Genomic DNA, 22,475 nt, shown 5'->3' with positions numbered 1-22,475 from the left:
CGCCGGTGCGCCCGCACGCTGCCCCCGCGCGCCCGGCCGTGCACCTGTCCACGGCGTAGGACATGCTGCACAGCGGGGGTACCGGCGTGCAACGCTGTGGGCCTGCGGACATCGGCCGGAAGGGGTGCCGGATGTATCTGGTGGCGGGTGCGGGCGGCAACGTCGGGTCCGAGGTGGTCAGGGCGCTGGCCGAGCAGGGCGCAGAGGTCCGCGCGCTCAGCCGCGGCGGCGAGTTGCCCGGGCTGCCCCCGCGCGCCACCGCCGTGGCCGGCGACCTCGACGACCCCGAGTCGCTCGCCGGGCCCCTCGCCGGCGTCGACGGCGTCTTCCTGCTGCCCGGCTACCGCGACATGCCCGGCCTCCTCGCCCAGGTCGTCCGCGCCGGGGTGGCCCGCGTCGCGCTGCTCTCCGGCCGCTCCGCCGCCAGCGGCGACATGGGCAACGCCGTCACCGCGTACATGGTCCGCTCCGAGGAGGCCGTCCGCGCCGCCGGCATCCCCTGGACCGTCGTCCGCCCCAGCGCGTTCGCCGCCAACGCCCTGCGCTGGCTGCCGCAGCTGCGCTCCGGAGACCTCGTGCGCGGCCCCTTCGCCGACGTGCCGGTCGCCTGCATCGACCCGTACGACGTGGGCGAGGTCGTCGCCGACACGCTCCTCGGCGACGGCCACGAGGGCAGGGTCTACGAGCTGTCAGGGCCCGAGCCGCTGCTGCCCGGCGAGCAGGTCGCCGTCCTCGGCGACGTGCTGGACCGGCCGCTGCGCTTCGAGGCGCTGGACGACGTGGCCGCGCGCGCGGAGATGGCGGCGGCCATGCCCGAGGAGTACGTGGACGCCTTCTTCGACTTCTACCGCGGCGGCGCGCTGGACGAGTCGCCGGTGCTCCCCGCGGTGTATGACATCACGGGGCGCGAGCCCCGTACGTTCGAGCAGTGGGCGCAGGCCCACGCCGACGCCTTCGCCGCCTGACCCGGCGCCGCCCGGTCCCCAACGCCCCGTAACGCGGCGGCCGGCGATGAGTTTTCGTGCATCACGCAGTCAGTACTCGTAGCGGGTGCCGCGGAAGCGACCAGAGAGGGCGGATCGGCGATGGCTACGGTGAACACGGAGGCCGGGGAGGACTTCCTCCGGCTGTCCGACCCCTACCGGCGCGAGCTGCTGGCGCACTGTTACCGCATGCTCGGCTCCGTGCACGACGCCGAGGACCTGGTGCAGGAGACGTATCTGCGCGCCTGGCGCTCGTACGGGACCTTCGAGGGCCGCTCCTCGCTGCGCACCTGGCTGCACACCATCGCCACCCGGGCCTGCCTCACCGCCCTGGAGCGGCGGCAGCGCCGCCCCCTGCCCACCGGCCTCGGCGGCCCCGGCGACGACCCGGCCGGGCAGCTCACCGAGCGGCCCGAGGTGCCGTGGCTGGAGCCGGTGCCGGACGCGCTGGTCGAGACGGAGGGGGCGGACCCGGCGGCGGTCGTCGGGTCGCGGGAGTCCGTGCGGCTCGCCTTCGTCGCCGCCCTGCAGCACCTGCCGCCCCGGCAGCGCGCGGTGCTGCTGATGCGCGACGTGCTGCGCTGGAAGGCGGCGGAGGTCGCCGAGCTGCTGGATACGTCGACGGCGTCCGTCAACAGCGCATTGCAGCGCGCCCGGGCGCAGTTGGAGAAGGCCGCGCCGAGCGAGGAGTCGGTCGAAGAACCGGCCGACGCGGCACGGCGCGAGTTGCTGGACCGCTACGTCGAGGCGTTCGTGACCAAGGACGTGACGGAGATCGTGCGCCTCTTCACAGAGGACGTGGTCTGGGAGATGCCGCCGATCCCCGAGTGGTTCCGCGGGCCGGAGCAGGTGGCGACGCTCGTCACCGTGCAGTGCCCGTACGCGCCCGGGGACGCCCGGCTGCTGCCCGTGGGCCTCAACGGGCAGCCGGGCTACGCCCTTTACACCCGCGGCGCGGACGACGCCCCCGGCGTCCACCGGCCGTTCGCGCTGCACGTGCTGACCCTCGCGCCCGGCGGGGGCGCCGTCTCGCACGTCGGCTGCTTCTTCGACACGTCGCTGTTCGCCGTCGCCGGCCTGCCGGCGGTCCTGACCGACGGGGGGCGCCGATGAGGCCCGACGGGAGCGCGCCCACGGCGCTGCTCGGCGGCGTGGCGCTGCTGGAGCGGTCGGTGACGTACGCCCTGGGCGTGCTGCACCGGCTCGGCCCCGGCGACCTGCGGCGGCCCACGCCGTGCGCGCAGTGGGACCTCGGGCAGCTCCTCGCACACGTCGGCGACTCCCTCGCGGCGCTCAACGAGGCCGCGGACACCGGCCACGTCGCCCTCAAGCCGCAGGCCGCGTACAGCCTCGCCGACCCGGTCAAAGCGGTACGGGACCGGGCCACCCGGCTGCTCGGCGCATGGGCGGCGGTGCGGCGGCGGGAGCTGGTGACGGTCGGCAAGCTGCCGCTGGCGGCGGCGGTGGTGACGTGCACGGGCGCGCTGGAGGTTGCGGTGCACTCCTGGGACCTGGCCCGCGCCAGCGGGCAGCGCGAACAGGTGCCGGCGGCGCTGGCGGAGGAACTGCTGCAGCTGGCACCGCTGTTCGTGGCGGACGAGGACAGGCCGCTGCGGTTCGCGGCGGTGCAGTGGGTGCGGGAGGGCGCGGAGCCGGGGGAGCGGCTGGTGGCGTACCTGGGCCGCAGGCCGGACTGGGCGGGCTTAGAAGGCTGAGGGGGCCGCGAGGGCGGACGGGACAGGGCGGGCTCAGGGGGCCCGCCCTCAGTCCTGCGTGCCCTCCGCGTACCGCGACGGCGGGGCGCCCACCGTCGCGGTGAAGTCCCGCGTCAGATGGGCCTGGTCCGCGTACCCCAGGTCCGCCGCCAGCGCCGCGAGGTCCAGCGCCGCCCCCGCATCGGCCCGCGCCGCCGCCTCCTGGAGCCGGGCCCGCCGCAGCACCCACTTCGGGCTCGCCCCGACGTACTCCGCGAACAGCCGCTGCAGCCGCCGTACGGACATCCCCGCCCCCGCCGCGACCTGGTCCACCCGCAGCAGCCCCGGCTCCGCCGCGATCCGCTCCACCGCGGCCGCGGCCTCCTCGGCGGCCGGGTCCGGCGCGACGGGCAGCAGCGGCCGGAGGAACTCCTCCGCGAGGGCGCACATCGCCGCCGCGCCGTCCGCCCGCAGCACCGCCCGGCCCATCTCCGCCACCCCCGGCCCGAACAGCTCCGCCGCCGGCACCCGCCGGTCCGCCAGCTCCGCGACGGGGCCCGCCGCCAGCGCCCGGAAGCCGCCCGGCCGGAACCGCACCCCGAGCACCTGCCCGGCGCCCGCCAGCCGGCGCTCGAACAGGTCGCGCTGCACCCCGTACACCAGCGGTTCCGGCTCCTCGAAGACCAGGTGCACGTTCGGGTGCGTGAGCACCTTCGTGTCGTACGTGGCCGCGCCCGGCAACCGCCAGCACACATGCCAGTACCAGTCGACGAACGGCGCCACCGCGGCGCCGGGGTCGTGGCGGTCCAGCGAGGCGAGCCGGGCGTGCTCGCCGGGGTGCAGGACCCCGCGGGCGTCGTCGAATCCGGAGCCGGGCATACGCGCAGCGTAGCTGTCGCGTTTGTTCAAGACCGGTCGCGCCGCCCGCCGTACGTTCGCCCCTATGAGCAGCGAGAACAGCCGGAACACAGCCACCGACGCCGACGTGTACGCGCTGATGGAGGAGTGCGCCGCCGAGGCGGCGCGCGTCGCCCGCGGCGTACGTCCCGAGCAGCTGGCGGGGCCCACGCCCTGCGCGGACTGGGACGTACGCGCCCTCGTCAACCACTGGGTCTGCTTCACCTCCCACGGCCTGGAGCACCGCGCCCACCGCACCCCGCTCCCCGAAGAGCTGCCGAAGCGCGACTTCGCCGCGGAGCCCGGCTGGGCGGAGGCGTACGCCGCGCAGCTCGACCGCGCCCTCGCCGCCTGGGCGGCGCCCGCGGCCTGGGAGGGCGACGTCGACCTGGGCTTCCTGGCGATGCCGGCGCCGGAGGTGGCGGCGGTGATCGTCAAGGAGATGGCGGTGCACGGCTGGGACGTGGCGCGGGCGACCGGGCAGGAGTTCCGCGCGTCGGCCGGGATCGCGGCGCTGGTGCTGCGGGTCGCGGAGGACCACGGCGAGATGTACCGGCAGTACGACGGCTTCGCCGACCCTGTGCCCGTACCGCCGGACGTCCCGGACTTCGACCGCGCACTGGCCGCGACGGGACGCGACCCGCGGCGCCCGGCCGCCTGACCCCGGGCCGCCGCTACGCCAGTTCGAAGCCGGTCGTCGACGGGATGTGCGCCGGCACCGCCTCGTGGCGGTCGCCGACGTTCACCGTGCCGGCCGGCTCGAACATCATGATCGCCGTCCCGGGCGCGGCCACCGGCCGGTGCTCGACGCCGCGCGGCACGGTGAACACCGTCCCCTTCGGCAGCGTGACCGTGCGCTCGCCGCCCTCCTCGCGCAGGCCGATGCGCAGCTCGCCCTCGACGACGAGGAAGAACTCGTCGGTGTGCTCGTGCACGTGCCACACATGCTCGCCGGAGGCGTGGGCGATCTTGACGTCGTAGTCGTTGACCCGCGCGACGACGTGCGGGCTCCACGGCTCCGCGATGCGCTCCAGCGCGACGGGGAGTGCGGTGGGCTCGGCGGGGTGGATGCTCACGGTGGGCTCCTCGCTTCCGGCGCCGCGGGGGTGCGGCGGCCTCTCCCCCGCCATCCTGCGCGTGACAGGCGGGCGCCGGGAGTGCTACGAATCGCACATGCCGCAAGGATCCTCGCACCCGGATACGGCGGGCAGGGCGCACCGGATCGCCATGCTCGTGGACGCCGGCTCGAACCCCTTCGAGATGGGTATCGCCACCGAGCTGTTCGGGCTGCGCCGCCCCGAGCTGGACATCGCGTGGTACGACTTCACGCTCTGCGCCCCCGCCAATGGGGGTACCCCCGCCAATGAGGGCGTAGCCGGCGGGGGAGGCGTGCGCATGCACGACGGGTTCTTCACGCTCTCCGGCGTCCCCGGCCTGGCCGCCGCCGACGCCGCGGACACCGTGATCGTCCCCAACCGCCCCGACGACACCCCGCCCACCGCCGCCGTCGTCGCCGCCATCCGCCGCGCCGCCGACCGCGGTGCCCGGCTCGTCAGCTTCTGCACCGGCGCGTACGCCCTGGCCGCCGCCGGTGTGCTCGACGGCCGCCCGGCGGCGATCCACTGGCGCTGGGCCGACCGCTTCGCCGCCCGCCACCCGGCCGTACGGGTCCGGCGCGACGTGCTCTTCGTCGACGACGGCGACGTGCTCACCGCGGCCGGCAGCGCCGCCGCCCTGGACCTCGGGCTGCACCTGATCCGCCGCGACCACGGCGCCGAGGTGGCCAACCACGTCAGCCGGCGGCTCGTCTTCGCCGCCCATCGCGACGGCGGCCAGCGGCAGTTCATCGAGCGCCCGGTGCCCGCGGTGCCGGACGCCTCGCTCGCCCCGGTGCTCGCCTGGGCGGCGGCGCGGCTCGACCGGCCGCTGACCGTCGCCGACCTGGCCGGGCAGGCCGCCGTCAGCCCCGCCACGCTGCACCGGCGGTTCGTCCGCGAGCTGGGCACGACGCCGCTGGCGTGGCTGACGGGGGAGCGGGTGGCGCTGGCGTGCCGGCTGATCGAGCGCGGGGAGCACCGGCTGGAGGTGGTGGCGCGGACGAGCGGGCTGGGCACGGCGGCGAACCTGCGGACGCAGGTGCGGCGGCGCACGGGGCTGAGCCCGTCGGCGTACCGGGCCCGCTTCGGCCCGGCGGGCGCCGCGGGCGCCGCGGGCGCCGGCGGGGGCCCCGGCCTCGGCCCCGGCCCCGGTCCCGCACCGGACCCCGGCCCCGTGCCCGTACCCGAAAACGGGTCGGGATCCGCGCCCCGCCCCTGCTAGCCTCCTCCGCATGAAGCGCGCTGTGCAGACGACGACGCCGGACACCGTCCCGGCGCGCTGACCCACGACCCAGCCGAAGCCCCGGGGCGATCGCCCCGGGGCTTCGGCGTGCACGACCCCGCGGGCGGCCCCCGACCCGACCCGCGAGGAGCCCCACCGTGAAAGACCACCGCCGCCTCGGCCGTGAACTCGGCCTCTTCGGCACCGACCCCCTCATCGGCGCCGGCCTGCCCTACTGGCTGCCCGCCGGCGCCGCCGTCCGGCAGGCGCTGGAGGAGTACGTCTCCGACATCGAGCGCCGCGCCGGCTACCAGCGGGTCTACTCACCCGTGCTCGGCAAGCGCGAGCTGTACGAGCTCTCCGGCCACTGGGAGCACTACCGCGACGACATGTTCCCGCCCATGCGCCTCGGCGGCGGCCCGGACGGCGGCCCGGCCGGCGATCCGGCCGGTGAGGAAGTCGTGCTCCGCCCCAGCCTCTGCCCCCACCACGCCCTCATCTACCGCTCCCGCGAGCGCAGCTACCGCGAGCTGCCGCTGCGCCTCGCCGAGCTGGGCGGGATGTACCGCGCCGAGCTGTCCGGCGTCCTCGGCGGCCTCACCCGCGTACGCGCCATCCAGCTCAACGACGCACACGTCTTCTGCACCCTGGAGCAGGTCGCCGACGAGGCGCTGGCCGCGCTGCGGCTGATCCGCGAGGCGTACGCGGCGATGGGCCTGGACGCCGCCCGCTACCGGCTCTCGCTGCCGGGCCCCGGCGCCAAGTACGTGCGCGACCCCGGGCTGTGGCAGCGGGCCGGGGCGCTGCTGGAGCAGGCCCTCGCCGCCGCGGGGATCGCGTACGACGCGGAGGAGGGCGAGGCGGCGTTCTACGGCCCGAAGATCGACGTACAGGTGCTGGACGCCGCGGGCCGCGAGGCGACCCTGTCCACCGTGCAGGTCGACTTCCACCAGCCGGCGCGCTTCGGCCTCGCGTACGTGGGCGCGGACGGCGCACGGCACCGCCCGGTGATGGTGCACCGCTCGGTCGTCGGCAGCGCGGAGCGGGCGGTGGCGCAGCTCATCGAGGTGCACCAGGGCGCGTTCCCGCCGTGGCTCGCGCCGGTGCAGGCCGTGGTGCTGCCGGTGGGCGAGGCGGAGGCGGCGCCGGCGGAGGCGCTGCTGCGGCGGTGCGTCGAGGCGGGGCTGCGGGCCGAGCTGGCGGGACCGGAGCGGGGCACCCTGGGCGCGCGGGTACGGGCCGGGCGGCTGGCCCCGTACCAGGTGGTGGTCGGCCCGCGGGAGGCCGCCGGCGGGGCGGCGGCGCTGCGGCTGCGCGACGGGCGGCGGCCCGCGCCGCTGCCGGCGGCGGAGGCGGTGGCGCGGATGGCGGCGGCGGTGGCGGCGCGGCGCCCGGAGCTGTGGCCGCCGGACGAGGCGGAGCGGGCGGCCGGCTGACCGGAGGCCGTAACGGAGCAGGCCCGAAGCGGGCCTCGGAGCCGGTCCCGGAGTCCGTGCCGGAGGCCCGCTGTCGCCCGCTCCCGGAGTCCGCGCCAGCGCTGGTCTCAGAGCCCGTCGAGGTCGTGCCAGTGCTCCTGCCAGCGCCAGTCGATGGCCTGGTCGGCGCGCTGGTAGCGGATGTCGGTCGACAGCCGGTACGTGTCCGCGGTGTTGTCCAGCGAGGCGTGCACCATGTGCGCCGAGTGGACGACCATGTCGCCGGCCGCGTAGTCCGCGAGGAGCCACCGCGCGTCGTACTCCTCCGCCAGCGCCGGCAGGTCGGCCGTGAGCGAGGCGGCCGGGCGCTTCAGCGTGCCGGCCGCCTCCTCCGCGAGCACCCGCACGTGGCTGGCCTCCAGATACACCAGCCCGCCCAGCTCCACGGGGCAGTCGCCGAGCGGGATCCACGAGCTGAGCACCCGGTCCGTACCCTCGCGGAGGTACACGAGGTCGTAGTGCGCCTGCGTGGCCGTACCGATGCCGGCCTCGCCCGGCCGGGTGTGGCGCAGGATCTTGCGCCGGTGCAGGAAGGTGTCGCCGCCGAGGAACCAGGCGTACCAGTCCCGCACCGCCGGCTGCGCGCAGAACTCCGTGTACTCCGGCCCCGGCACGACCCGCCCGAAGAGCGCGGCGCGCTGCTCGCCGCGGGGCAGCTCGGGGTCGACGTGCGCGAAGTAGTGGCGGCGGAACTCCCGTACGCCTTCGGGGTCGAGGGCCCCGCGCAGCCACAGGTACCCGTCCCGCCGCAGCCGCGCCCACAGCGCGTCGCGGTCCGCGCGCTCGGTATCCGGCACCGGGCGCAGTTCACCGAGGCGGCGGGGGGACTCGTCGAGGACGTAGCCGTTGGAGGTGACCATGGCCCCAGGATGACCGCGGAGGGCCGTCCGGGGCCAGGGGCCGTCATCCACCACGCCGTCCCGGCGCGGTTCGCGGGAGCGGCTCTTCTCGTCCGCGGGCGTCAGGAGCGGTCGCCGACGACCTCCAGGTTCACGAACCTGGGCTCGTTGCTGCACAGTTCGCGGAAGCGCTCCGCGGTGCGCTTCGTCTCCGGCAGGTCGTTGTTGACCATCGCCTGCTCGTACGACGGGAATTCGACGATGTCCACGTAATGCCGGCTGTCGCCCCGGTCCTGCGTGTGGATTTCCCGCGACATCGTGCGCTTGCCCTCCGTCGCGCGCATCCAGTCGTCCATGGCGCGGTCCATTTCCTCGCCGCGGTCCGTCTCGTACTCGATGAGCTGCACGAACGTCATCGTCCTCAGCTTCCCTTCGCGTATTCGGTCGCCATGGCGCCGGCGAAGTCGTAGAGGATGACCTGTTCGTCGCCCACGACCCAGGCGTCGTGCCCCGGCGGGCAGACGAATGCGTCGCCGGCCTGCACCTCGGATTCCTGGCCGCTGTCCATGAGGATGTGCATGCGGCCCTGAACGACGTAACCGTTGTGGTGCACCATGCAGGTCTCGGTACCCGCCAGGGGTTTCACCGACTCCGACCAGCGCCAGCCCGGCTCGAAAGTGGCGATCGCGAAATCCAGGCCGGTCATGTGCAGCGCTTCGAGGTGACCGCGCGGGAAGTCGCGTCGTTCGTCCGGCTTCTCGATGGTCTTTACTTCCAGCATTGCGATACCTCCCTCCTTCACCCTTCCAGTGTGCGCTTCACGCGGGGAGGGCGGCAAAAGAAGGAGGGAGGTATGCGGGCGGCGCGCCTATACGCCGGAGTAGGAGTGCAGGCCGTCGACGAACATGTTGACGCCGTAGTAATTGAAGAGGAAGCACAGGAACGCGACGATCGCCAGGTACGCGGCCTTGCGGCCCTTCCACCCGGCCGTGGCGCGGGCGTGCAGGTAACAGGCGTAGGCGACCCAGGTGATGAACGACCAGACCTCCTTGGGGTCCCAGCCCCAGTAGCGGCCCCAGGCGCTCTCCGCCCAGATCGCGCCCGCCACGATGGTGAAGGTCCAGAACGGGAAGACCGCCGCGTTCACTCGGTACGCGAACTTGTCCAGCGACGACGCCGCCGGCAGCCGGCTCAGCACCGAGCGCGCGAACGAACCGGGCTGCGGGCCCTTCGCGTCCGCGAGCTTCGCCTCGTAGCGGTCGCGGAAGAGGTAGAGGATCGTCGAGACCGCGCCGAGGTAGAACAGCGCCCCGCAGGCGATGGCGAGCGAGACGTGGATCCACAGCCAGTACGAGTCCAGCGCGGGCACCAGCTGGTCGCTGTCGGTGTAGAGCACCGACACCGCGAGGCCCAGGTCGAGCAGGACCGTCGTGACCAGCGGCAGGCCCATCCAGCGGATGTTCTTGCGGGCCGCCAGGAAGCCGAGGTACGCGGCCACCGCGACCATGGAGAAGGTCGTGGAGAACTCGTACATGTTGCCCCACGGCGCCCGCTGCACCGACAGGGCGCGGGTCAGCACCCCGGCCGCGTGCAGCGCGAAGGCCAGCACCGTGAGGGAGACGGCGACGCGGCCGTACATGTCGCCCTGCTCGTCACCGCCAGAGGCGCCCGGCCCGTCGGGGACGTCCGCGGCGCCGGAGGAGGTCCGGGTGACGACCTTCGGCCGCTCCAGCACGGCGGTGCCGCCGCCCCGCTTCTTGACCGTGACGGTCACGGCGGGCGCGTCCGCGCCGGCCGCCTGCCGCGGCGTGAGCGCGGCGGCGGTCGTGGCCACCCGGCTACGGCTGCCGAAGACCCACTCCCCGACATGCGCGAAGAAGGCGAGGGCGTAGACGGCCATCGCCGAGTAGATGAGGACGTTGCTGATGTCCGCCAGGTTCTGGTTGGTCGCGGCAGCGATGTTCACGCGCGCGCTCCTTCATCGGGCTTGGCTTCGGGCCCTTCGGGCTCGTCGGGTTCGTCGTACTCGGACTCTTCTGACGTGGCTTCCGCGGTGTCCGCGGCTTCCGCGGGTTCTGCGTGCTCCGCGGTTTCGGACTCTACGGACTTCGTACGGGCCGCCGCGGACCCACCCCCGGCCGCGTCGGACTTGTCCCCGGCGGTGTCATCGGTGTCGGTGTCGGTGTCTGCGGCGTCGGCCACCGCCGGCGCCCCGTCCGTCTGCAGCGCCACCGCCAGGTCCGCCAGCTCCTCCGGCAGCCGGGCGCTCTCGCTGCGCCCCAGCCCCGCCAGCTCCACGACCGTGCGGCCGTCGGCTCCCGCCGCCGTACGCACCCACACGCGCCGGCGCTGGATGAACAGCGACCCGGCGAGGCCGACGATCGCGAGGATGGACCCGCCCAGCGCCCAGTAGTTGCCGGGCTGCTGGGAGACCTGGAAGCTGGCCCAGCGCTCCAGCCGCTCGAACTCCAGCGACCCCGCCCCGTTCGGCAGGGTGAAGGTGTCACCGGGCCGCAGCGCCTTCTTCAGCGGCTCGCCCTTCTTGTCCTTGAACTGCTTCAGCCGCTCGGTGTCGAGCTGGTACACGTTCTGCGGCACGCCGGAGTCCACGCCGAGGTCGCCGCGGTAGGCGTTGAGGAACAGCGCGGGGTACTCGGGCCCCGGGAACTGCGAGACCATGCCCTCCTTGCTGTAGCCGCCGAAGGTCGGGGTGAAGAAGCCCTGGAAGGCGATCTGCGTCTTCTCGCCGTTCTCGTCCCGGTAGTCCGGGACCTTGATCGCGCCGGTGGAGGTGTGGTTCCCGTCCTGCGGCAGGAACGCGACCGGGCCGGTGAACGCCACGTCGCCCTGGCCGTCGCGGACCGTCACGACGGGCGCGTACCCGTGGCCGATCAGGAAGATCTTGGTGTCGCCGATCTGCAGCGGGTGGTTGACCTCGACGCGCTCCTGGTGCTGCTCGCCGTCGGCGCCCTCCCACCAGGTGACGTCGGCGTAGAACTCGCGCGCCGTGCCTCGCTGCGGCCCGTCCTTCTCGAACGTCGCCGTGAAGTCGTCCAGCGTGAAGCCGAACGACTCGAGGTCGGCGCCGAACGTGGAGTCCTGGAAGTCGTCGTACTGCGTGAGGGTGTTGGCGAAGCCGTCGCCCTCGACGATCAGCTTGCCGCCCTCGACGCGGAAGAGGTTCCCGGCCGCGAAGGCGACGAGGAGGACGAAGAGCGCGATGTGGAACAGCAGGTTGCCGGCCTCGCGCAGGTAGCCCTTCTCGGCGGAGATCGCGCCCTCGTCGCCGACGGGGGCCACGGCGTAGCGGAACCGGCGGCGCCGGAAGATCCGCTCCGCGGCCTCGCGCACCTCGGCCGCGTCGGCCTCGGTCTCCCAGGTGGTGTACGCGGGCAGCCGGGTCAGGTTGCGCGGGGCCCGCGGCGGGCGGGCGCGGAGCTGGCCGACGAACTGCCAGGAGCGCGGGATGATGCAGCCGGCGAGCGAGACGAACAGCAGGATGTAGATCGCCGAGAACCACACCGAGCTGTAGACGTCGAAGAGCTGGAGCTTGTCGTAGATCGGCGCCAGCGTCCCGTGCCGCTCCCGGAACTGGGTCACGGCGATCTCGTCGACCGAGTTCTGCGGGATGAGCGAGCCCGGAATGGACCCGAGCGACAGCAGGAACAGCAGTATCAGCGCCACGCGCATCGACGTGAGCTGCCGCCAGAACCAGCGCGCCCACGCCACCAGCTCGCGCCCGAACGAGCCGCCCTGCGGCAGCGGGCTCTGCGGCGAGTCCTCGATCGGCGCCGTGGACAACTGGGACGCGGCGGCGGTCAGCTCGCGCTCGTCGGTCGTGGTCATGGGCTCAGATCCCCACCGTGTAGTTCGACGTCCAGACCTGCATCTCGTTGATGATGCGGTCCCAGGCGCCCGTGAGTAGCAGGATGCCGGTCACGACGAGCATGCCGCCGCCGATTCGCATGACCCACACATAGTGCTTCTTGACCCAGGCGAACGCCCCGAGCGCACGCCGGAAGGCGATGGCGGCGACGATGAACGGCAGCCCCAGGCCCAGGCAGTACGCCACCGTCAGCAGTGCGCCGCGGCCGGCGCTGGCCTCCCGAGTGGACAGCGCGAGCACCGACATCAGCGTCGGCCCGATGCACGGCGTCCAGCCGATGCCGAAGACCATGCCGAGCATCGGCGCCCCGGCGAGCCCCACCGCGGGTCGCTTGTGGAGCCGGAACTCCCGCTGGGTGAGCCCGCCGAGGGTGCGGCCCAGTATCCCCATGAACGTCAGCCCGAGCAGTATCGTCAGGGCGCCGACCACCTTGGAGATCGTCTCCCGGTGCAGCAGCAGGTTGTTGCCGACGCTGCCGAAGAACGCGCCCGTCGAGACGAAGACCGCGGTGAAGCCGAGGACGAAGAGCGCGGCGCCGGCGGCCATCCGGCCGCGGCGGGCGTTCTCCAGGTCGGTGCCGCTGACCCCGGTGACGTAGCTGAGGTAGCCGGGGACGAGCGGCAGCACGCACGGGGAGAAGAAGGACACCAGGCCGCCGAGCACCGCGACCGGCAGGGCCAGCAGCAGGGCCCCGGTCAGCACGGTCTGGTTCGGCTCCATGGCGTTACGTCACTTCTCCTCGATGACCGGTTCGAGCGCCTTGCGCAACTCCTCCTCGGAGAGCGGCTTGAGGGCCCGTACGGCGATCCTGCCCTCCCGGTCGAGGATGAGCGTGGAGGGGATGGCCTGTGGCGAGAGGCTGTTCTCGGGGAACTTCAGGATCAGCTTCCCCGACGGGTCGTACAGGCTCGGGTACTCGATCTTGAACCCGCGGTCGAACGCCTGGGCGTTGGCCACGTCGAGGTCGCGGGTGTTGATGCCGACGAACTGCACGCCGCGGTCGGCGGTGTCCTCGGAGACCTTGCGCAGGTTCGGCGCCTCGGCGCGGCAGGGCGCGCACCACGAGCCCCACACGTTGAGGACGACGACCTTGCCGCGGTAGTCGGCGAGCGCGAGCTCCTCGCCGTCGGTGGTCTCGCCGGAGATGTCCGGTGCGGCGAGGCGGTCGCTCGCCTTGACCACGGTGAGCTGGCCGGTGCCGCTGACGAACTGGGTGTTGCCGCCGGACGACGTCGCGTCCTCGCCGCACGCGGTCAGCGCCAGGGCGCCGGCCACGGCCGCGGCGGCGGCCGCGAGTGTCCGGCGGTGGAGCCTCCTCGCAGAAATCATGTGAAAAGTTTCGCATGGGCCGGAGGGGGATCTTCTCCACCCCCCTTTAGCGCCGTGCGGCGGGCGGGAGGGGCTGTTCAGGGGGTGCGTACGGGCCGGGCCCCGCCCCCTGCGCGCGCTACGCCCGGGGGGCGTTGGCGGCCGGCCCGCGGATGGCTCCGCGGCCGAACTTGCGCTGCGCCCCGGCGAGCAGGTGCGGCGGCACCAGGTCGCGGGCCGGCTCGCTGTAGCCGACGGAGACGATGTCGTCGCCGGCGAACGTGAACGACGTCAGCGACGCCAGCGTGCACTGCCGCGACCGCGGGTCGTGCCACAGCCGCCGCCCCTCGGCGAAGCTGCGCAGGATCCAGATGGGCAGCTGGTGGCTGACGCAGACGGCCTCGTGGCCGCGGGCGGCCTCCCGCGCCGACTGCAGGGCGCCCATCATCCGTACCACCTGCTCGATGTACGGCTCGCCCCAGGAGGGGCGGAAGGGGTTGGTGAAGTACTTCCAGTTCGCCGGCTTGCGCAGCGCGCCGTCGCCGACGCCGAAGGCCTTGCCCTCGAAGACGTTGGCCGCCTCGATGAGCCGGGCGTCGGTGGCGATCTCCAGGCCGTGCGCCTTCGCGACGGGCGCGGCGGTCTCCTGCGCGCGCTCCAGCGGGGAGGCGACGACGTGGCGGACGTCGCGCGTGGCGAGGTGCTCGGCGACGCGCTCGGCCATCCGCTGCCCCAGGTCGGAGAGGTGGTAGCCGGGGTTGCGCCCGTAGAGGACGCCGTCGGGGTTGTGGACCTCACCGTGGCGTACCACGTGCACGACGGTGAGATTCTCTTCATCTTTACCGCGCATGTCAGCCATTTTGGACGTCCCGCTCTCCACCCGCCGACCCGCCCCCGGCTTCGGCCGCGGCGCGGGCGGCGACGGGCAGCGCGGCGGCGACCCGCTCCATCGCGCCCTCGTCGAGGGCGGTGGAGACGAACCAGCACTCGAAGGCGGACGGCGGGAGGTACACGCCCTCGGCGAGCATGGCGTGGAAGAAGGCCGTGAACTGCTCCGTACGCTGCGCCTTCGCGCCCTCGTAGTCCGTGACGGGGGAGTCGGAGCCGGTGAAGAAGACGGAGAACATGTTGCTCGCCGTCTGCACCCGGTGCGCCACGCCCTCCTTCGCCAGCGCCTCCGTGACGAGCCCGCGGAGCTGCCGGGAGACGGCGTCCAGCGTGTCGTACGCCGCGTCGTCCAGGAGCCGGAGCTGCGCGAGCCCGGCGGCGGTGGCGACGGGGTTACCGGAGAGCGTGCCCGCCTGGTACACGGGTCCGGCGGGCGCGAGCCGCTCCATGACGTCCGCCCGGCCGCCGAACGCGGCGGCGGGGAAGCCGCCGCCCATGACCTTGCCGAACGTCATCAGGTCCGGCGTCACGCCGTCGACGCCGAACCAGCCGGCCCTGGAGGTACGGAAGCCGGTCATCACCTCGTCGGACACGTACAGCGCGCCGTACTCGGCGCACAGGTCCTTCAGTCCCTGGTTGAAGCCGGGCAGCGGCGGCACCGCACCCATGTTCCCCGGGGACGCCTCGGTGATCACGCAGGCGATGTCGCCGGGGTGTTCTTCGAACGCCGCGCGGACGGCTGCCAAATCGTTATACGGCAGCACGAGCGTCTCCCCGGCCTGCGCGCCGGTGACCCCGGGCGTGTCCGGCAGCCCCAGGGTGGCCACCCCGGAGCCGGCCGCGGCGAGCAGCGCGTCCACGTGCCCGTGGTAGCAGCCGGCGAACTTCACGACCTTCGCCCGCCCGGTGAACCCGCGCGCCAGCCGGATCGCCGACATCGTCGCCTCGGTGCCCGAGGAGACGAGTCGTACCTGCTCAGCGGGGGTCACCCGGGAGGCGATCTCCTCCGCGAGCGCCACCTCACCGGCCCCCGGAGTGCCGAACGACGTCCCGCGCGCCACGGCCTCCTGCACCGCGGCGGTCACTTCCGGGTGCGCGTGGCCGAGGATCATCGGCCCCCACGAACAGACGAGGTCGACGTACTCGCGGCCGTCGGCGTCCGTCAGGTACGGACCCTTCCCCGACACCATGAACCGGGGCGTACCGCCCACGGCGCGGAACGCACGCACCGGAGAGTTCACGCCGCCGGGCGTCACGGCGGCCGCACGGTCGAAGAGCTTCTGCGAGACTGGAGCCTGGTACGGATAAGTCACGCAAGCCATGGTCTCAGAGTCGCAAGGCGACCCGCGTCGGGGTGTTTCGCGGGCCCGCTGCTGGGGAGGTAGCTGAGACGATGATCGGGTTGCGCGGCGGGGGCAGTGCACATCTGAGAGCAGTCGGGTGGAGATATGCATCGCGGTGGCGAACTGGGCGAGGGGACCGATGACCGAGGGCCCCGGCGCGCCAGGTCGGGACGCCATCGCCGGGTGAACCACGGCGGCGAGGGCGTGAACAAGAACGACGGCCGATCGGGCGGCGTGACATACAAGTACTTCGGCGCGCCCGACGGCGCGACGGCGGCCCGCGTGCCGATCTCCATGCGCCCGGAGGAACTCGGCGGCGACGAACTCGGCCAGGGCGGCCTCTTCGCCAAGGTGAAGCCCGAGACGATGTCCGCGATGGTCCTCACCGGCATCGAGGGCATACCGCTCCACAAGGTCCCGCCCCTGGAACTCGTCGTCCTCCACCCCGACTACGCCGTGGTGCGCCTCCCCATGACGGTCGTCGACCCCCTCCGCGGCATCGGCGAGGAGGAAGTCGGCGCCGCCGCCTTCATCTGGTCCACGGTCCCCGACCGCGGCGGCCCCCGCGACGCCTTCGACGTCTACCGGATGCTCCACGAATGGCAGGAGTTCGCCGACCGCCTCCACGAGGCCGGCCACCAGCCGTACTGCCTGGTCTGGCCCTGACCTGCGCTTCCACGGACTCAGGCGCTGATCAGTCCGCCGGGGCACACCGAGGGCACACGCCGGCACGATCTCCAACAGCGGTGAGAGAACACGGAGCACCCCCCCCATGCGTGACACCTGGGAGACCATTGACCGGCTTGTCGAGTGGCTGGACGCGGAAAGCCGCGTCTCACCCGAGATGGCCCGCATCCTGCGCGTACTGAAGATCAGCGAGGAGGCCGGCGAGGTCGCCGAGGCCATCCACGGGGTGACCGGCTCCAACCCCCGCAAGGGCAACAGCCACACCTGGGACGACGTCCAAGCCGAACTCTGCGACGTCATCTTCACCAGCATGGTGGCCCTACGGACTATCACCCCGGAAGCCGAGAAGATCTTCGCCGAACGCCTCCACCACGTCGCGGAGCGCTCCTTGAACTGCTGAGTGACTGGGGTCTCCGTGTTGGCGGCTGGTGCTGCACCGTCCTGCATAGGACGGGCCGGCCACTCGTCACTTCGGGGCCCGCCGCTCGCCCTGTTGCCGCAACTCCCCGCGACTGGCATCCGCGGCAGGTCTTCCGCGGGGGCGTTGTCGGCGTCACCCAGCGGTACGGGCCCCTTGGCCCCCTACTACAGCCCGGCCCCCGTGGGTGTGGTGGCCGGGCTGCGTTGTGGTGTTATGCGGCCGCTCGGCGTGACGTTGCCTTCTCCGGGAAGCGGGTGCGCGAGGAGCCGCGTCGGGTCGGGGCATTGCCGCCGCGGCGGCCGCCGCGTCCTCCTCCGGAGGGCTTGCGCCTGACGGGGCTCGCAGGGGCTGCGCCGAGGGTGACGGGGACGCCGGAGGGGGTGCGGGCGCCGGTGATGCGCGCGAGTTCCTCGCTGCCGGGCTGGATGCGGGTGGTGTGTGCGGTGATCCCGGCGGTGGTGGTCAGGCGGGTCATCTCGCGGCGCTGGTCGGGCAGGACGAGGGTCACGACGCTGCCGGACCCGCCGGCCCGGGCGGTGCGCCCGCTGCGGTGGAGGTAGTCCTTGTGGTCGGCCGGCGGGTCGACGTTGACGACCAGGTCGAGGTCGTCGATGTGGATGCCGCGGGCGGCGACGTTCGTGGCGACCAGTGCGGTGATGTCCCCGCGCTTGAACTGTTCGAGCGTGCGGGTGCGCTGGGCCTGGGACTTGCCGCCGTGCAGCGCGGCGGCCCTTATCCCGTTGGCCAGCAGGTGCCGGGTCAGCCGGTCGGCGCCCCGCTTGGTGTGCACGAACAGCAGCACACGGCCGTCCCGGGCGGCGATATGGGTGGCGGCCGTCCGCTTGTCGCCGTCCGCGACGTGCAGCACGTGGTGCTCCATCGTCGTCACGGTGGCGGCCGACGGGTCGACCGAGTGGACGACCGGGTCGGTGAGGAAGGCCCGTACCAGCCGGTCGACGTTGTGGTCCAGCGTCGCCGAGAACAGCATCCGCTGGCCGTCCGCCCGCACCTGCCGCAGCAGGGCGGTGACCTGGGGCAGGAAGCCCATGTCGGCCATCTGGTCGGCTTCGTCGAGCACGGTGATGCGCACCTCGTCCAGGTGGCAGTCGCGGCGGTCGATCAGATCCCGCAGCCGTCCCGGGGTGGCCACGACCACCTCGGCGCCGTCGCGCAGCGCGGCGGCCTGCCGGGTCAGGGACGTACCGCCGACGACAGTGGCGAGCCGCAGATGCGCCGCCCGGGCGTAGGGGGTGAGTGCGTCGGTGACCTGCTGGGCCAGTTCGCGGGTGGGTACGAGGACGAGCGCGAGCGGGTGCCGGGGGGTCGCGCGCCGGCCCGCAGTACGGGCCAGCAGGGCCAGGCCGAAGGCCAGGGTCTTGCCCGAGCCGGTGCGGCCGCGGCCGAGGACGTCCCGGCCGGCCAGGGAGTCGGGGAGGGTGGCCGCCTGGATGGGGAACGGCACGCTCACCCCCTGGTGGTGCAGCGTCGTCAGCAGCGCGGCCGGCATGTCCAGGTCGTCGAACGACGCGGCCGGGGGCAGAGCGGGAGTGGTGCTCGCCGGCTGCGCGAACTCGCCCTGCGCGGCGGCGGGTTTCCGGCGGCCCGGCCGGCGCGGGTTCTGCCCACGCGAACGGCGGCGGGCGGGGTCGTCGGGGGCACGACGCGTACTGCGGTTCATGGGGACCTCCTCGTCACGGCGCGTGTCGAGGAGATCCCGGCGGAAGTGAGCCGCACGGGAGCCGCAGGAACGGGCCGGGGAATGGGCGAACGGCGGCGCGGTGCGCAGAGCGCTCCGGCCGCGGGGCACGGGTCCGCGCGGTGCAGCCGCGCGGACCCGTGCTGGTGACTTGCGCCACGTCCTCGGATCAGGGTTCAGATGACGGTGATGTTCTCCGCCTGGAGGCCCTTCTGCCCCTGGGTGGCGTCGAACTCCACCCGCTGGCCCTCGGCCAGCTCGCGGAAGCCCTGAGCGTTGATGTTGGAGTGGTGGGCGAAGACGTCGGCGCCGCCGTCGTCCTGGGCGATGAAGCCGAAGCCCTTTTCACTGTTGAACCACTTCACGGTGCCGGTGGCCATGTCTTTTTCTCCTTCTGATGGCTGTGCCGGAGATCCGCACGGTGCGCGATCCCGCGTCGCCGCGGTGATTACCAGGTCCGGAAAGCACCGAAAAAGAGAAATGCGCCTGAAGGTCAAGGCCAGCAGGCGCACACAAAATACATGGGAACCACAACTGCAACTTCGGCCAGCCTAGCACGGGTGACAGCCCCTCCTCTCGATCGACGCGCACCACCGAATCCCGGCAGCGGCTGCTCCGCACCGGTCCGCGACGGGGATCCGGCCGCCGGGGCGGCGGTCAGCGCCCCTCTACGATCAGTCGTCATGGACTGGCCGGAGCGGATCGCCAAGCTGAGGCAGTGGAGCAGGAGTGGCACGCGCGCACCGCACAAGCCGCTGCTGCTCCTCTATGCTCTCGGCCGGTTCCAGGAGGACGCCGACGGCGGTCTGCGGTACACCGCCGTCGAAGGCGACCTCCAGCGCCTGCTGACCGAGTACGGCCCGCCCCACAGGACGACGCCCGCCTACCCCTTCCACCACCTGGTCAGCGACGGCGTATGGGAAGTCCGCACCGACAACGGACCGGGCAGCCCCGGCACCCTCGTACGGGACCTCCGCGAGGCGGGGGCCACCGGGCGGCTCGCCCCGGACCTGAGGGCGGCGCTGCGGCGTGAACCGGAGTTGCTCGGCAGGCTGGCGCGCCTGCTGCTCGACGCGCACTTCCCGCCCTCCCTGCACACCGAGCTGTGCGAGGCCGTCGGCCTGGGACCGGACCCGGCGGAGGCCCTGCCGCCCTCGGCGGTACCCAGGCAGCGCGACCCGCGGCTGCGCGAACTCGTGCTGACCGCCTACGAGTACCGGTGTGCCTTCTGCGGATACGACGGCAGGATCGGCGCGGTTCCGGTCGGGCTGGAGGCCGCCCACGTGCGTTGGTGGTCGTTCGGCGGGCCCGACGAGATCGAGAACGGGCTGTGCCTGTGCTCGCTGCACCACAAGCTCTTCGACAAGGGTGTCCTCGGCGTGGGAGACGACCAGCGCATCCTGGTCTCCCAGCGCTTCGTCGGCCATAGTCCGGCCGCCCGCGAGTACGTCGTAGCCCTCGCGGGCCGGCCGCTCATCGGTCCGCAGCCCGGCGCGCGCCCCGTTGCCGCAACTCACCGCGACTGGCATACGCGCCAGGTCTTCCGCGGTGAGCCGCGCCCCGCCGCGACTGCCTGAGCGCCGCGCCGCTCGTACCCGCGGGTCCGTCCCGGGTCCCCTCCCCGGCGGGCGGTGGTAGGACGGTTGCGGCCGGACGAGGGCCCGCGGAGAGGGAGTTGGGTGTGGTGGCGGAGAACATCGACGAGGTTGTGGACGGGCTGGCCGGGATCGTGCGGGACGCCCGGCGGGACGGTGACCGGGTCGGGTACTTCGCGGCGTTGTACCGGCAGGTGACCGTCGAGGTGCGGCAGGCCATCCGCGACGGGCAGTTCGACGACGGGGCCCGGATGGACCGCTTCGACACGCTCTTCGGCAACCGGTACTTCGACGCGTACGACGCATGGCGCCGCGACCGGAGCGGGCCGCGCTGCTGGCGCGAGACGTTCGGGCTGCTCGACGACGACCGGACCATCATCGTGCAGCACCTGATCCTCGGGGTGAACGCGCACATCAACCTCGACCTCGCCGTCGCCGCGGCGCGGACCTCCCCGGGCGAGGACATCCAGTCGCTCCGGCGCGACTTCCTCCTGATCAACGACATCCTCGCCCGGGTGGTCCTGGCCGTGGAGGACTCGGTCGGCGCCCTGTCGCCGCTGCTGTCGCTGCTGGACGAGATCGGCGCCCGTACGGACGAGCAGATCCTCGACTTCTCCGTCCGCCAGTCCCGCGAGGAGGCGTGGCACAACGCCGTCCTGCTCGCCGGCCAGAACGAGGAGGAGCGCGCGGCGACCATCGAGCGGCTCGACATCCGCGCCGCCGTACTCGCCCGCCTGATCGCCCGCCCGGGCGGCCTCGTCCAGCCGGCGCTCCAGCTGATCCGGAGCACGGAGAGCGACGACGTACCGGCGGTCATCGCCCATCTCGACAGGGCCGTGGAACAGCCCGCCGCCGGTCCTGGGGCGTCGGTCGAGGGGTGACCTCGGCATCCGCGCGGAGTGGGACCCGGTCGCCTCCGTACGCCCGGGGGCCGAGGGACCGCGCGCGTCGAGGGACGGCGCGCGCCGAAGTACCGGGTGGCTACCGGACCTTGCGGGCCACCGCGCCGAACTGCGGGACCTCCGGGGAGTCGTCCGTGCGGCCCGGGGGCGGGTGCCAGCGGGTGCAGGAGACCAGGCCCGGGGGGAGGAGGGCCAGGTCGTCGAAGAACCCCTCCACCTCCGCGCGGCCGCGGGCGGTGATCGGCGGGGTGGCCTTCGCGTTCCAGAAGCGCATCGCCGCCACGTTGCCCTCGCCGCCCAGTTCCGTCGTGGGGTGCGTGAGCGCGAGGTAGCTGCCCGGCGGTACGGCGTCCATCAGCCGGCGGACGACCCGGCGCGCGTCGTCGGTGTCGAGGACGAAGTTGAGGATGCCCAGCATCATGACCGCCACCGGCTCCTCGAAGTCCAGGGTGCGCTTGGCGCCGAGCAGGATCGCCTCCGGGTCGTGGGCGTCGGCGGCGACGTACGCGGTGGTGCCCTCCCGGGCGCTGGTGAGCAGGGCGCGGGCGTGGGCGAGGACGAGGGGGTCGTTGTCGACGTAGACGATCCGGGCCGCCGGCTCCACCTGCTGGGCGACCTCGTGGGTGTTCTCCGCGGTCGGCAGGCCGGTGCCGATGTCCAGGAACTGCCGTATCCCCGCCTCGCCGGCGAGGTACCGCACCGCGCGCCCCAGGAACTCCCGGTCGGCGCGGGCCACGTCGCGTATGACGGGGAACATGCCCGCCACGTGGTCGCCCATCTCCCGGTCCACGGCGTAGTTGTCCCCGCCGCCGAGCCAGTGGTTCCACACCCGTGCGTTGTGCGCCACCGAGGCGTCCACCGCAACGCCCGGCCCCCGACCCGTGCCCATCATCCGCCCTCCGCCGCCCGCGTCCGCCGGCGGCCATTGTCCTCCGCGGGTCCTTCGCCGTCCCCGGCGAGGGGGGCGAAGGGCAGGGGGCAGCGCGGGTGGGAGGCGCAGGCGGCGAGGTCGTCGCAGCCCGCTTCGACGGCGGCGGCGAGCGTCGTACGGATCGTCACCGGGTCGGCGATCTCCGCGTCGGCCCGCTGCGCAGCTCCCCGCTCACCGGCGCCCCGCGGTGTCGATCCGGGCGGCGAGTGCGTCGAGGACCGCCGCGTGCGCGGGGTCCACGGCGATGTCCAGCGACATGCTGCCGGTGCCGTCCCCGTCATCGCCGTCGCGGTCCGTGGTGAACGTGAAGAACGAGCAGCACCCGCTCTCCCGCTCCGCCAGCTCCCGCACCCGCTCCGCGACCCCCGGCCCGTCCGCCAGCACCAGCCGCAGCCGCAGCGGCTCCGGCCGGGACACCGCGGCCGGCACCTCCGCGAACAGCGCGTCCCACTCGGCGACCCGCAGGGGCCGCTCGGCGGTGGGCAGCGTGCAGGACTGCGGCACCCACGCGAGGTCACTCATGGCGCTCACTCCCGTCGTCGGCGTCCCCGGGGCGGGGACACCTCCGACGGTAAGCCCGTACCCGGGTACCGGTTGCAAGCCCGGACGAC

26 protein-coding genes and 1 pseudogene are annotated in these 22,475 nt (G+C 73.5%); 11 read left to right on the top strand and 16 right to left on the bottom strand.

The genetic code is table 11. The features are described 5' to 3' along the window. Nucleotides 1-131 precede the first annotated feature (131 nt). The 3 genes from LG396_RS25770 (at nucleotide 132) to LG396_RS25760 (ending at nucleotide 2,698) form a co-directional block, all read left to right on the top strand. Nucleotides 132-965: an NAD(P)H-binding protein gene (locus LG396_RS25770; protein ID WP_018840250.1), complete on the top strand. Its 834-nt coding sequence runs from the start codon at nucleotides 132-134 to the stop codon at nucleotides 963-965. 120 nt (nucleotides 966-1,085) lie between these two features. Next, complete coding sequence (locus tag LG396_RS25765) at nucleotides 1,086-2,096, top strand: sigma-70 family RNA polymerase sigma factor (protein ID WP_225796581.1); 1,011 nt, start codon at nucleotides 1,086-1,088, stop codon at nucleotides 2,094-2,096. Further along, on the top strand, nucleotides 2,093-2,698 hold the full coding sequence (locus LG396_RS25760; protein WP_225796580.1) for a TIGR03086 family metal-binding protein: 606 nt from the start codon (nucleotides 2,093-2,095) through the stop codon (nucleotides 2,696-2,698). The genes LG396_RS25765 and LG396_RS25760 overlap by 4 nt, the downstream gene beginning before the upstream one ends. 48 nt (nucleotides 2,699-2,746) lie before the next feature. Here the strand turns inward: LG396_RS25760 and LG396_RS25755 are convergent, their stop codons facing one another. Further along, entirely contained in the window at nucleotides 2,747-3,556 is an 810-nt protein-coding gene (locus LG396_RS25755) for an AraC family transcriptional regulator (protein ID WP_225796579.1), read from the bottom strand. Between the two features lie 64 nt (nucleotides 3,557-3,620). Between LG396_RS25755 and LG396_RS25750 the strand changes: the two genes are divergently transcribed. Continuing rightward, nucleotides 3,621-4,235: a TIGR03086 family metal-binding protein gene (locus tag LG396_RS25750; protein ID WP_225796578.1), complete on the top strand. Its 615-nt coding sequence runs from the start codon at nucleotides 3,621-3,623 to the stop codon at nucleotides 4,233-4,235. A gap of 13 nt (nucleotides 4,236-4,248) precedes the next feature. On the opposite strand, the gene LG396_RS25745 is transcribed toward LG396_RS25750, so the two are convergent. Continuing rightward, nucleotides 4,249-4,650, bottom strand: coding sequence for a cupin domain-containing protein (locus tag LG396_RS25745; RefSeq protein ID WP_225796577.1), 402 nt, complete (start codon nucleotides 4,648-4,650; stop codon nucleotides 4,249-4,251). A gap of 97 nt (nucleotides 4,651-4,747) precedes the next feature. Between LG396_RS25745 and LG396_RS25740 the strand changes: the two genes are divergently transcribed. Both LG396_RS25740 and thrS read left to right on the top strand, forming a co-directional pair. Further along, entirely contained in the window at nucleotides 4,748-5,893 is a 1,146-nt protein-coding gene (locus LG396_RS25740) for a helix-turn-helix domain-containing protein (RefSeq protein WP_225796576.1), read from the top strand. A gap of 158 nt (nucleotides 5,894-6,051) precedes the next feature. Further along, nucleotides 6,052-7,329 carry a threonine--tRNA ligase gene (gene thrS, locus LG396_RS25735; RefSeq protein WP_225796575.1) on the top strand — a complete coding sequence of 426 codons (1,278 nt, stop codon included), beginning with the start codon at nucleotides 6,052-6,054 and terminating at the stop codon, nucleotides 7,327-7,329. A gap of 107 nt (nucleotides 7,330-7,436) precedes the next feature. Here the strand turns inward: thrS and LG396_RS25730 are convergent, their stop codons facing one another. From LG396_RS25730 to hemL, 9 genes are all read right to left on the bottom strand, one after another. Further along, on the bottom strand, nucleotides 7,437-8,228 hold the full coding sequence (locus LG396_RS25730) for a phytanoyl-CoA dioxygenase family protein (RefSeq protein WP_225796574.1): 792 nt from the start codon (nucleotides 8,226-8,228) through the stop codon (nucleotides 7,437-7,439). Between the two features lie 101 nt (nucleotides 8,229-8,329). After that, nucleotides 8,330-8,623, bottom strand: a complete 294-nt coding sequence (locus LG396_RS25725; RefSeq protein WP_037748797.1) for a hypothetical protein — start codon at nucleotides 8,621-8,623, stop codon at nucleotides 8,330-8,332. A gap of 5 nt (nucleotides 8,624-8,628) precedes the next feature. After that, nucleotides 8,629-8,988 (bottom strand): cupin domain-containing protein, encoded by a 360-nt coding sequence (locus tag LG396_RS25720; protein ID WP_100299408.1) that lies wholly within the window; start codon nucleotides 8,986-8,988, stop codon nucleotides 8,629-8,631. Nucleotides 8,989-9,075: 87 nt separating this feature from the next. Next, nucleotides 9,076-10,173, bottom strand: a complete 1,098-nt coding sequence (gene ccsB, locus LG396_RS25715) for a c-type cytochrome biogenesis protein CcsB (protein ID WP_100299407.1) — start codon at nucleotides 10,171-10,173, stop codon at nucleotides 9,076-9,078. Then, entirely contained in the window at nucleotides 10,170-12,053 is a 1,884-nt protein-coding gene (resB, locus tag LG396_RS25710; RefSeq protein WP_225796573.1) for a cytochrome c biogenesis protein ResB, read from the bottom strand. The genes ccsB and resB overlap by 4 nt, the downstream gene beginning before the upstream one ends. A gap of 4 nt (nucleotides 12,054-12,057) precedes the next feature. Continuing rightward, nucleotides 12,058-12,813: a cytochrome c biogenesis CcdA family protein gene (locus tag LG396_RS25705; protein WP_037748803.1), complete on the bottom strand. Its 756-nt coding sequence runs from the start codon at nucleotides 12,811-12,813 to the stop codon at nucleotides 12,058-12,060. Nucleotides 12,814-12,822: 9 nt separating this feature from the next. Further along, nucleotides 12,823-13,422, bottom strand: coding sequence for a TlpA family protein disulfide reductase (locus LG396_RS25700; protein WP_037748805.1), 600 nt, complete (start codon nucleotides 13,420-13,422; stop codon nucleotides 12,823-12,825). A gap of 118 nt (nucleotides 13,423-13,540) precedes the next feature. Continuing rightward, the gene (locus LG396_RS25695; RefSeq protein ID WP_051103126.1) at nucleotides 13,541-14,251 is read right to left on the bottom strand and encodes a histidine phosphatase family protein; all 711 of its coding nucleotides are present in this window, start codon (nucleotides 14,249-14,251) and stop codon (nucleotides 13,541-13,543) included. Nucleotide 14,252: 1 nt separating this feature from the next. Next, complete coding sequence (gene hemL / locus LG396_RS25690; protein WP_225796572.1) at nucleotides 14,253-15,611, bottom strand: glutamate-1-semialdehyde 2,1-aminomutase; 1,359 nt, start codon at nucleotides 15,609-15,611, stop codon at nucleotides 14,253-14,255. 204 nt (nucleotides 15,612-15,815) lie between these two features. On the opposite strand from hemL, the gene LG396_RS25685 reads away from it, so the two are divergent. The 3 genes and pseudogenes from LG396_RS25685 to LG396_RS39950 all read left to right on the top strand — a co-directional run. Then, nucleotides 15,816-16,298, top strand: coding sequence for a hypothetical protein (locus LG396_RS25685; RefSeq protein WP_018841948.1), 483 nt, complete (start codon nucleotides 15,816-15,818; stop codon nucleotides 16,296-16,298). A gap of 106 nt (nucleotides 16,299-16,404) precedes the next feature. Next, a complete protein-coding gene (locus LG396_RS25680; protein ID WP_225796571.1) occupies nucleotides 16,405-16,719 on the top strand; it encodes a MazG-like family protein in 315 nt (104 codons plus the stop codon). A gap of 38 nt (nucleotides 16,720-16,757) precedes the next feature. Further along, nucleotides 16,758-16,859: pseudogene (locus tag LG396_RS39950) on the top strand (phosphorothioated DNA-binding restriction endonuclease); the annotation flags it as partial. 92 nt (nucleotides 16,860-16,951) lie between these two features. Here LG396_RS39950 and LG396_RS25675 read toward each other — a convergent pair. Then, the gene (locus LG396_RS25675; RefSeq protein WP_225796570.1) at nucleotides 16,952-18,418 is read right to left on the bottom strand and encodes a DEAD/DEAH box helicase; all 1,467 of its coding nucleotides are present in this window, start codon (nucleotides 18,416-18,418) and stop codon (nucleotides 16,952-16,954) included. Nucleotides 18,419-18,612: 194 nt separating this feature from the next. Next, nucleotides 18,613-18,816 carry a cold-shock protein gene (locus tag LG396_RS25670; protein WP_018840231.1) on the bottom strand — a complete coding sequence of 68 codons (204 nt, stop codon included), beginning with the start codon at nucleotides 18,814-18,816 and terminating at the stop codon, nucleotides 18,613-18,615. A gap of 303 nt (nucleotides 18,817-19,119) precedes the next feature. Between LG396_RS25670 and LG396_RS25665 the strand changes: the two genes are divergently transcribed. Both LG396_RS25665 and LG396_RS25660 read left to right on the top strand, forming a co-directional pair. Then, on the top strand, nucleotides 19,120-20,013 hold the full coding sequence (locus tag LG396_RS25665; RefSeq protein WP_225796569.1) for a phosphorothioated DNA-binding restriction endonuclease: 894 nt from the start codon (nucleotides 19,120-19,122) through the stop codon (nucleotides 20,011-20,013). 107 nt (nucleotides 20,014-20,120) lie between these two features. Beyond that, complete coding sequence (locus tag LG396_RS25660; RefSeq protein WP_225796568.1) at nucleotides 20,121-20,912, top strand: DUF5995 family protein; 792 nt, start codon at nucleotides 20,121-20,123, stop codon at nucleotides 20,910-20,912. Between the two features lie 100 nt (nucleotides 20,913-21,012). Here the strand turns inward: LG396_RS25660 and LG396_RS25655 are convergent, their stop codons facing one another. The 3 genes from LG396_RS25655 to LG396_RS25645 are packed head-to-tail and all read right to left on the bottom strand — an operon-like array spanning nucleotide 21,013 to nucleotide 22,386. After that, nucleotides 21,013-21,825, bottom strand: a complete 813-nt coding sequence (locus LG396_RS25655; protein WP_037748827.1) for an SAM-dependent methyltransferase — start codon at nucleotides 21,823-21,825, stop codon at nucleotides 21,013-21,015. After that, nucleotides 21,822-21,992, bottom strand: a complete 171-nt coding sequence (locus LG396_RS25650) for a hypothetical protein (RefSeq protein ID WP_225796567.1) — start codon at nucleotides 21,990-21,992, stop codon at nucleotides 21,822-21,824. The genes LG396_RS25655 and LG396_RS25650 overlap by 4 nt, the downstream gene beginning before the upstream one ends. Nucleotides 21,993-22,035: 43 nt before the next feature. Next, nucleotides 22,036-22,386: a hypothetical protein gene (locus tag LG396_RS25645; RefSeq protein WP_225796566.1), complete on the bottom strand. Its 351-nt coding sequence runs from the start codon at nucleotides 22,384-22,386 to the stop codon at nucleotides 22,036-22,038. Nucleotides 22,387-22,475: the final 89 nt, after the last annotated feature.

The sequence above is a fragment of the Streptomyces aculeolatus genome (assembly GCF_020400605.1).
Taxonomy (GTDB): domain Bacteria; phylum Actinomycetota; class Actinomycetes; order Streptomycetales; family Streptomycetaceae; genus Streptomyces; species Streptomyces aculeolatus.
The sequence above is the reverse complement of the archived record's forward strand: the minus strand, read 5'-3'. Positions and strand labels throughout refer to the sequence as shown.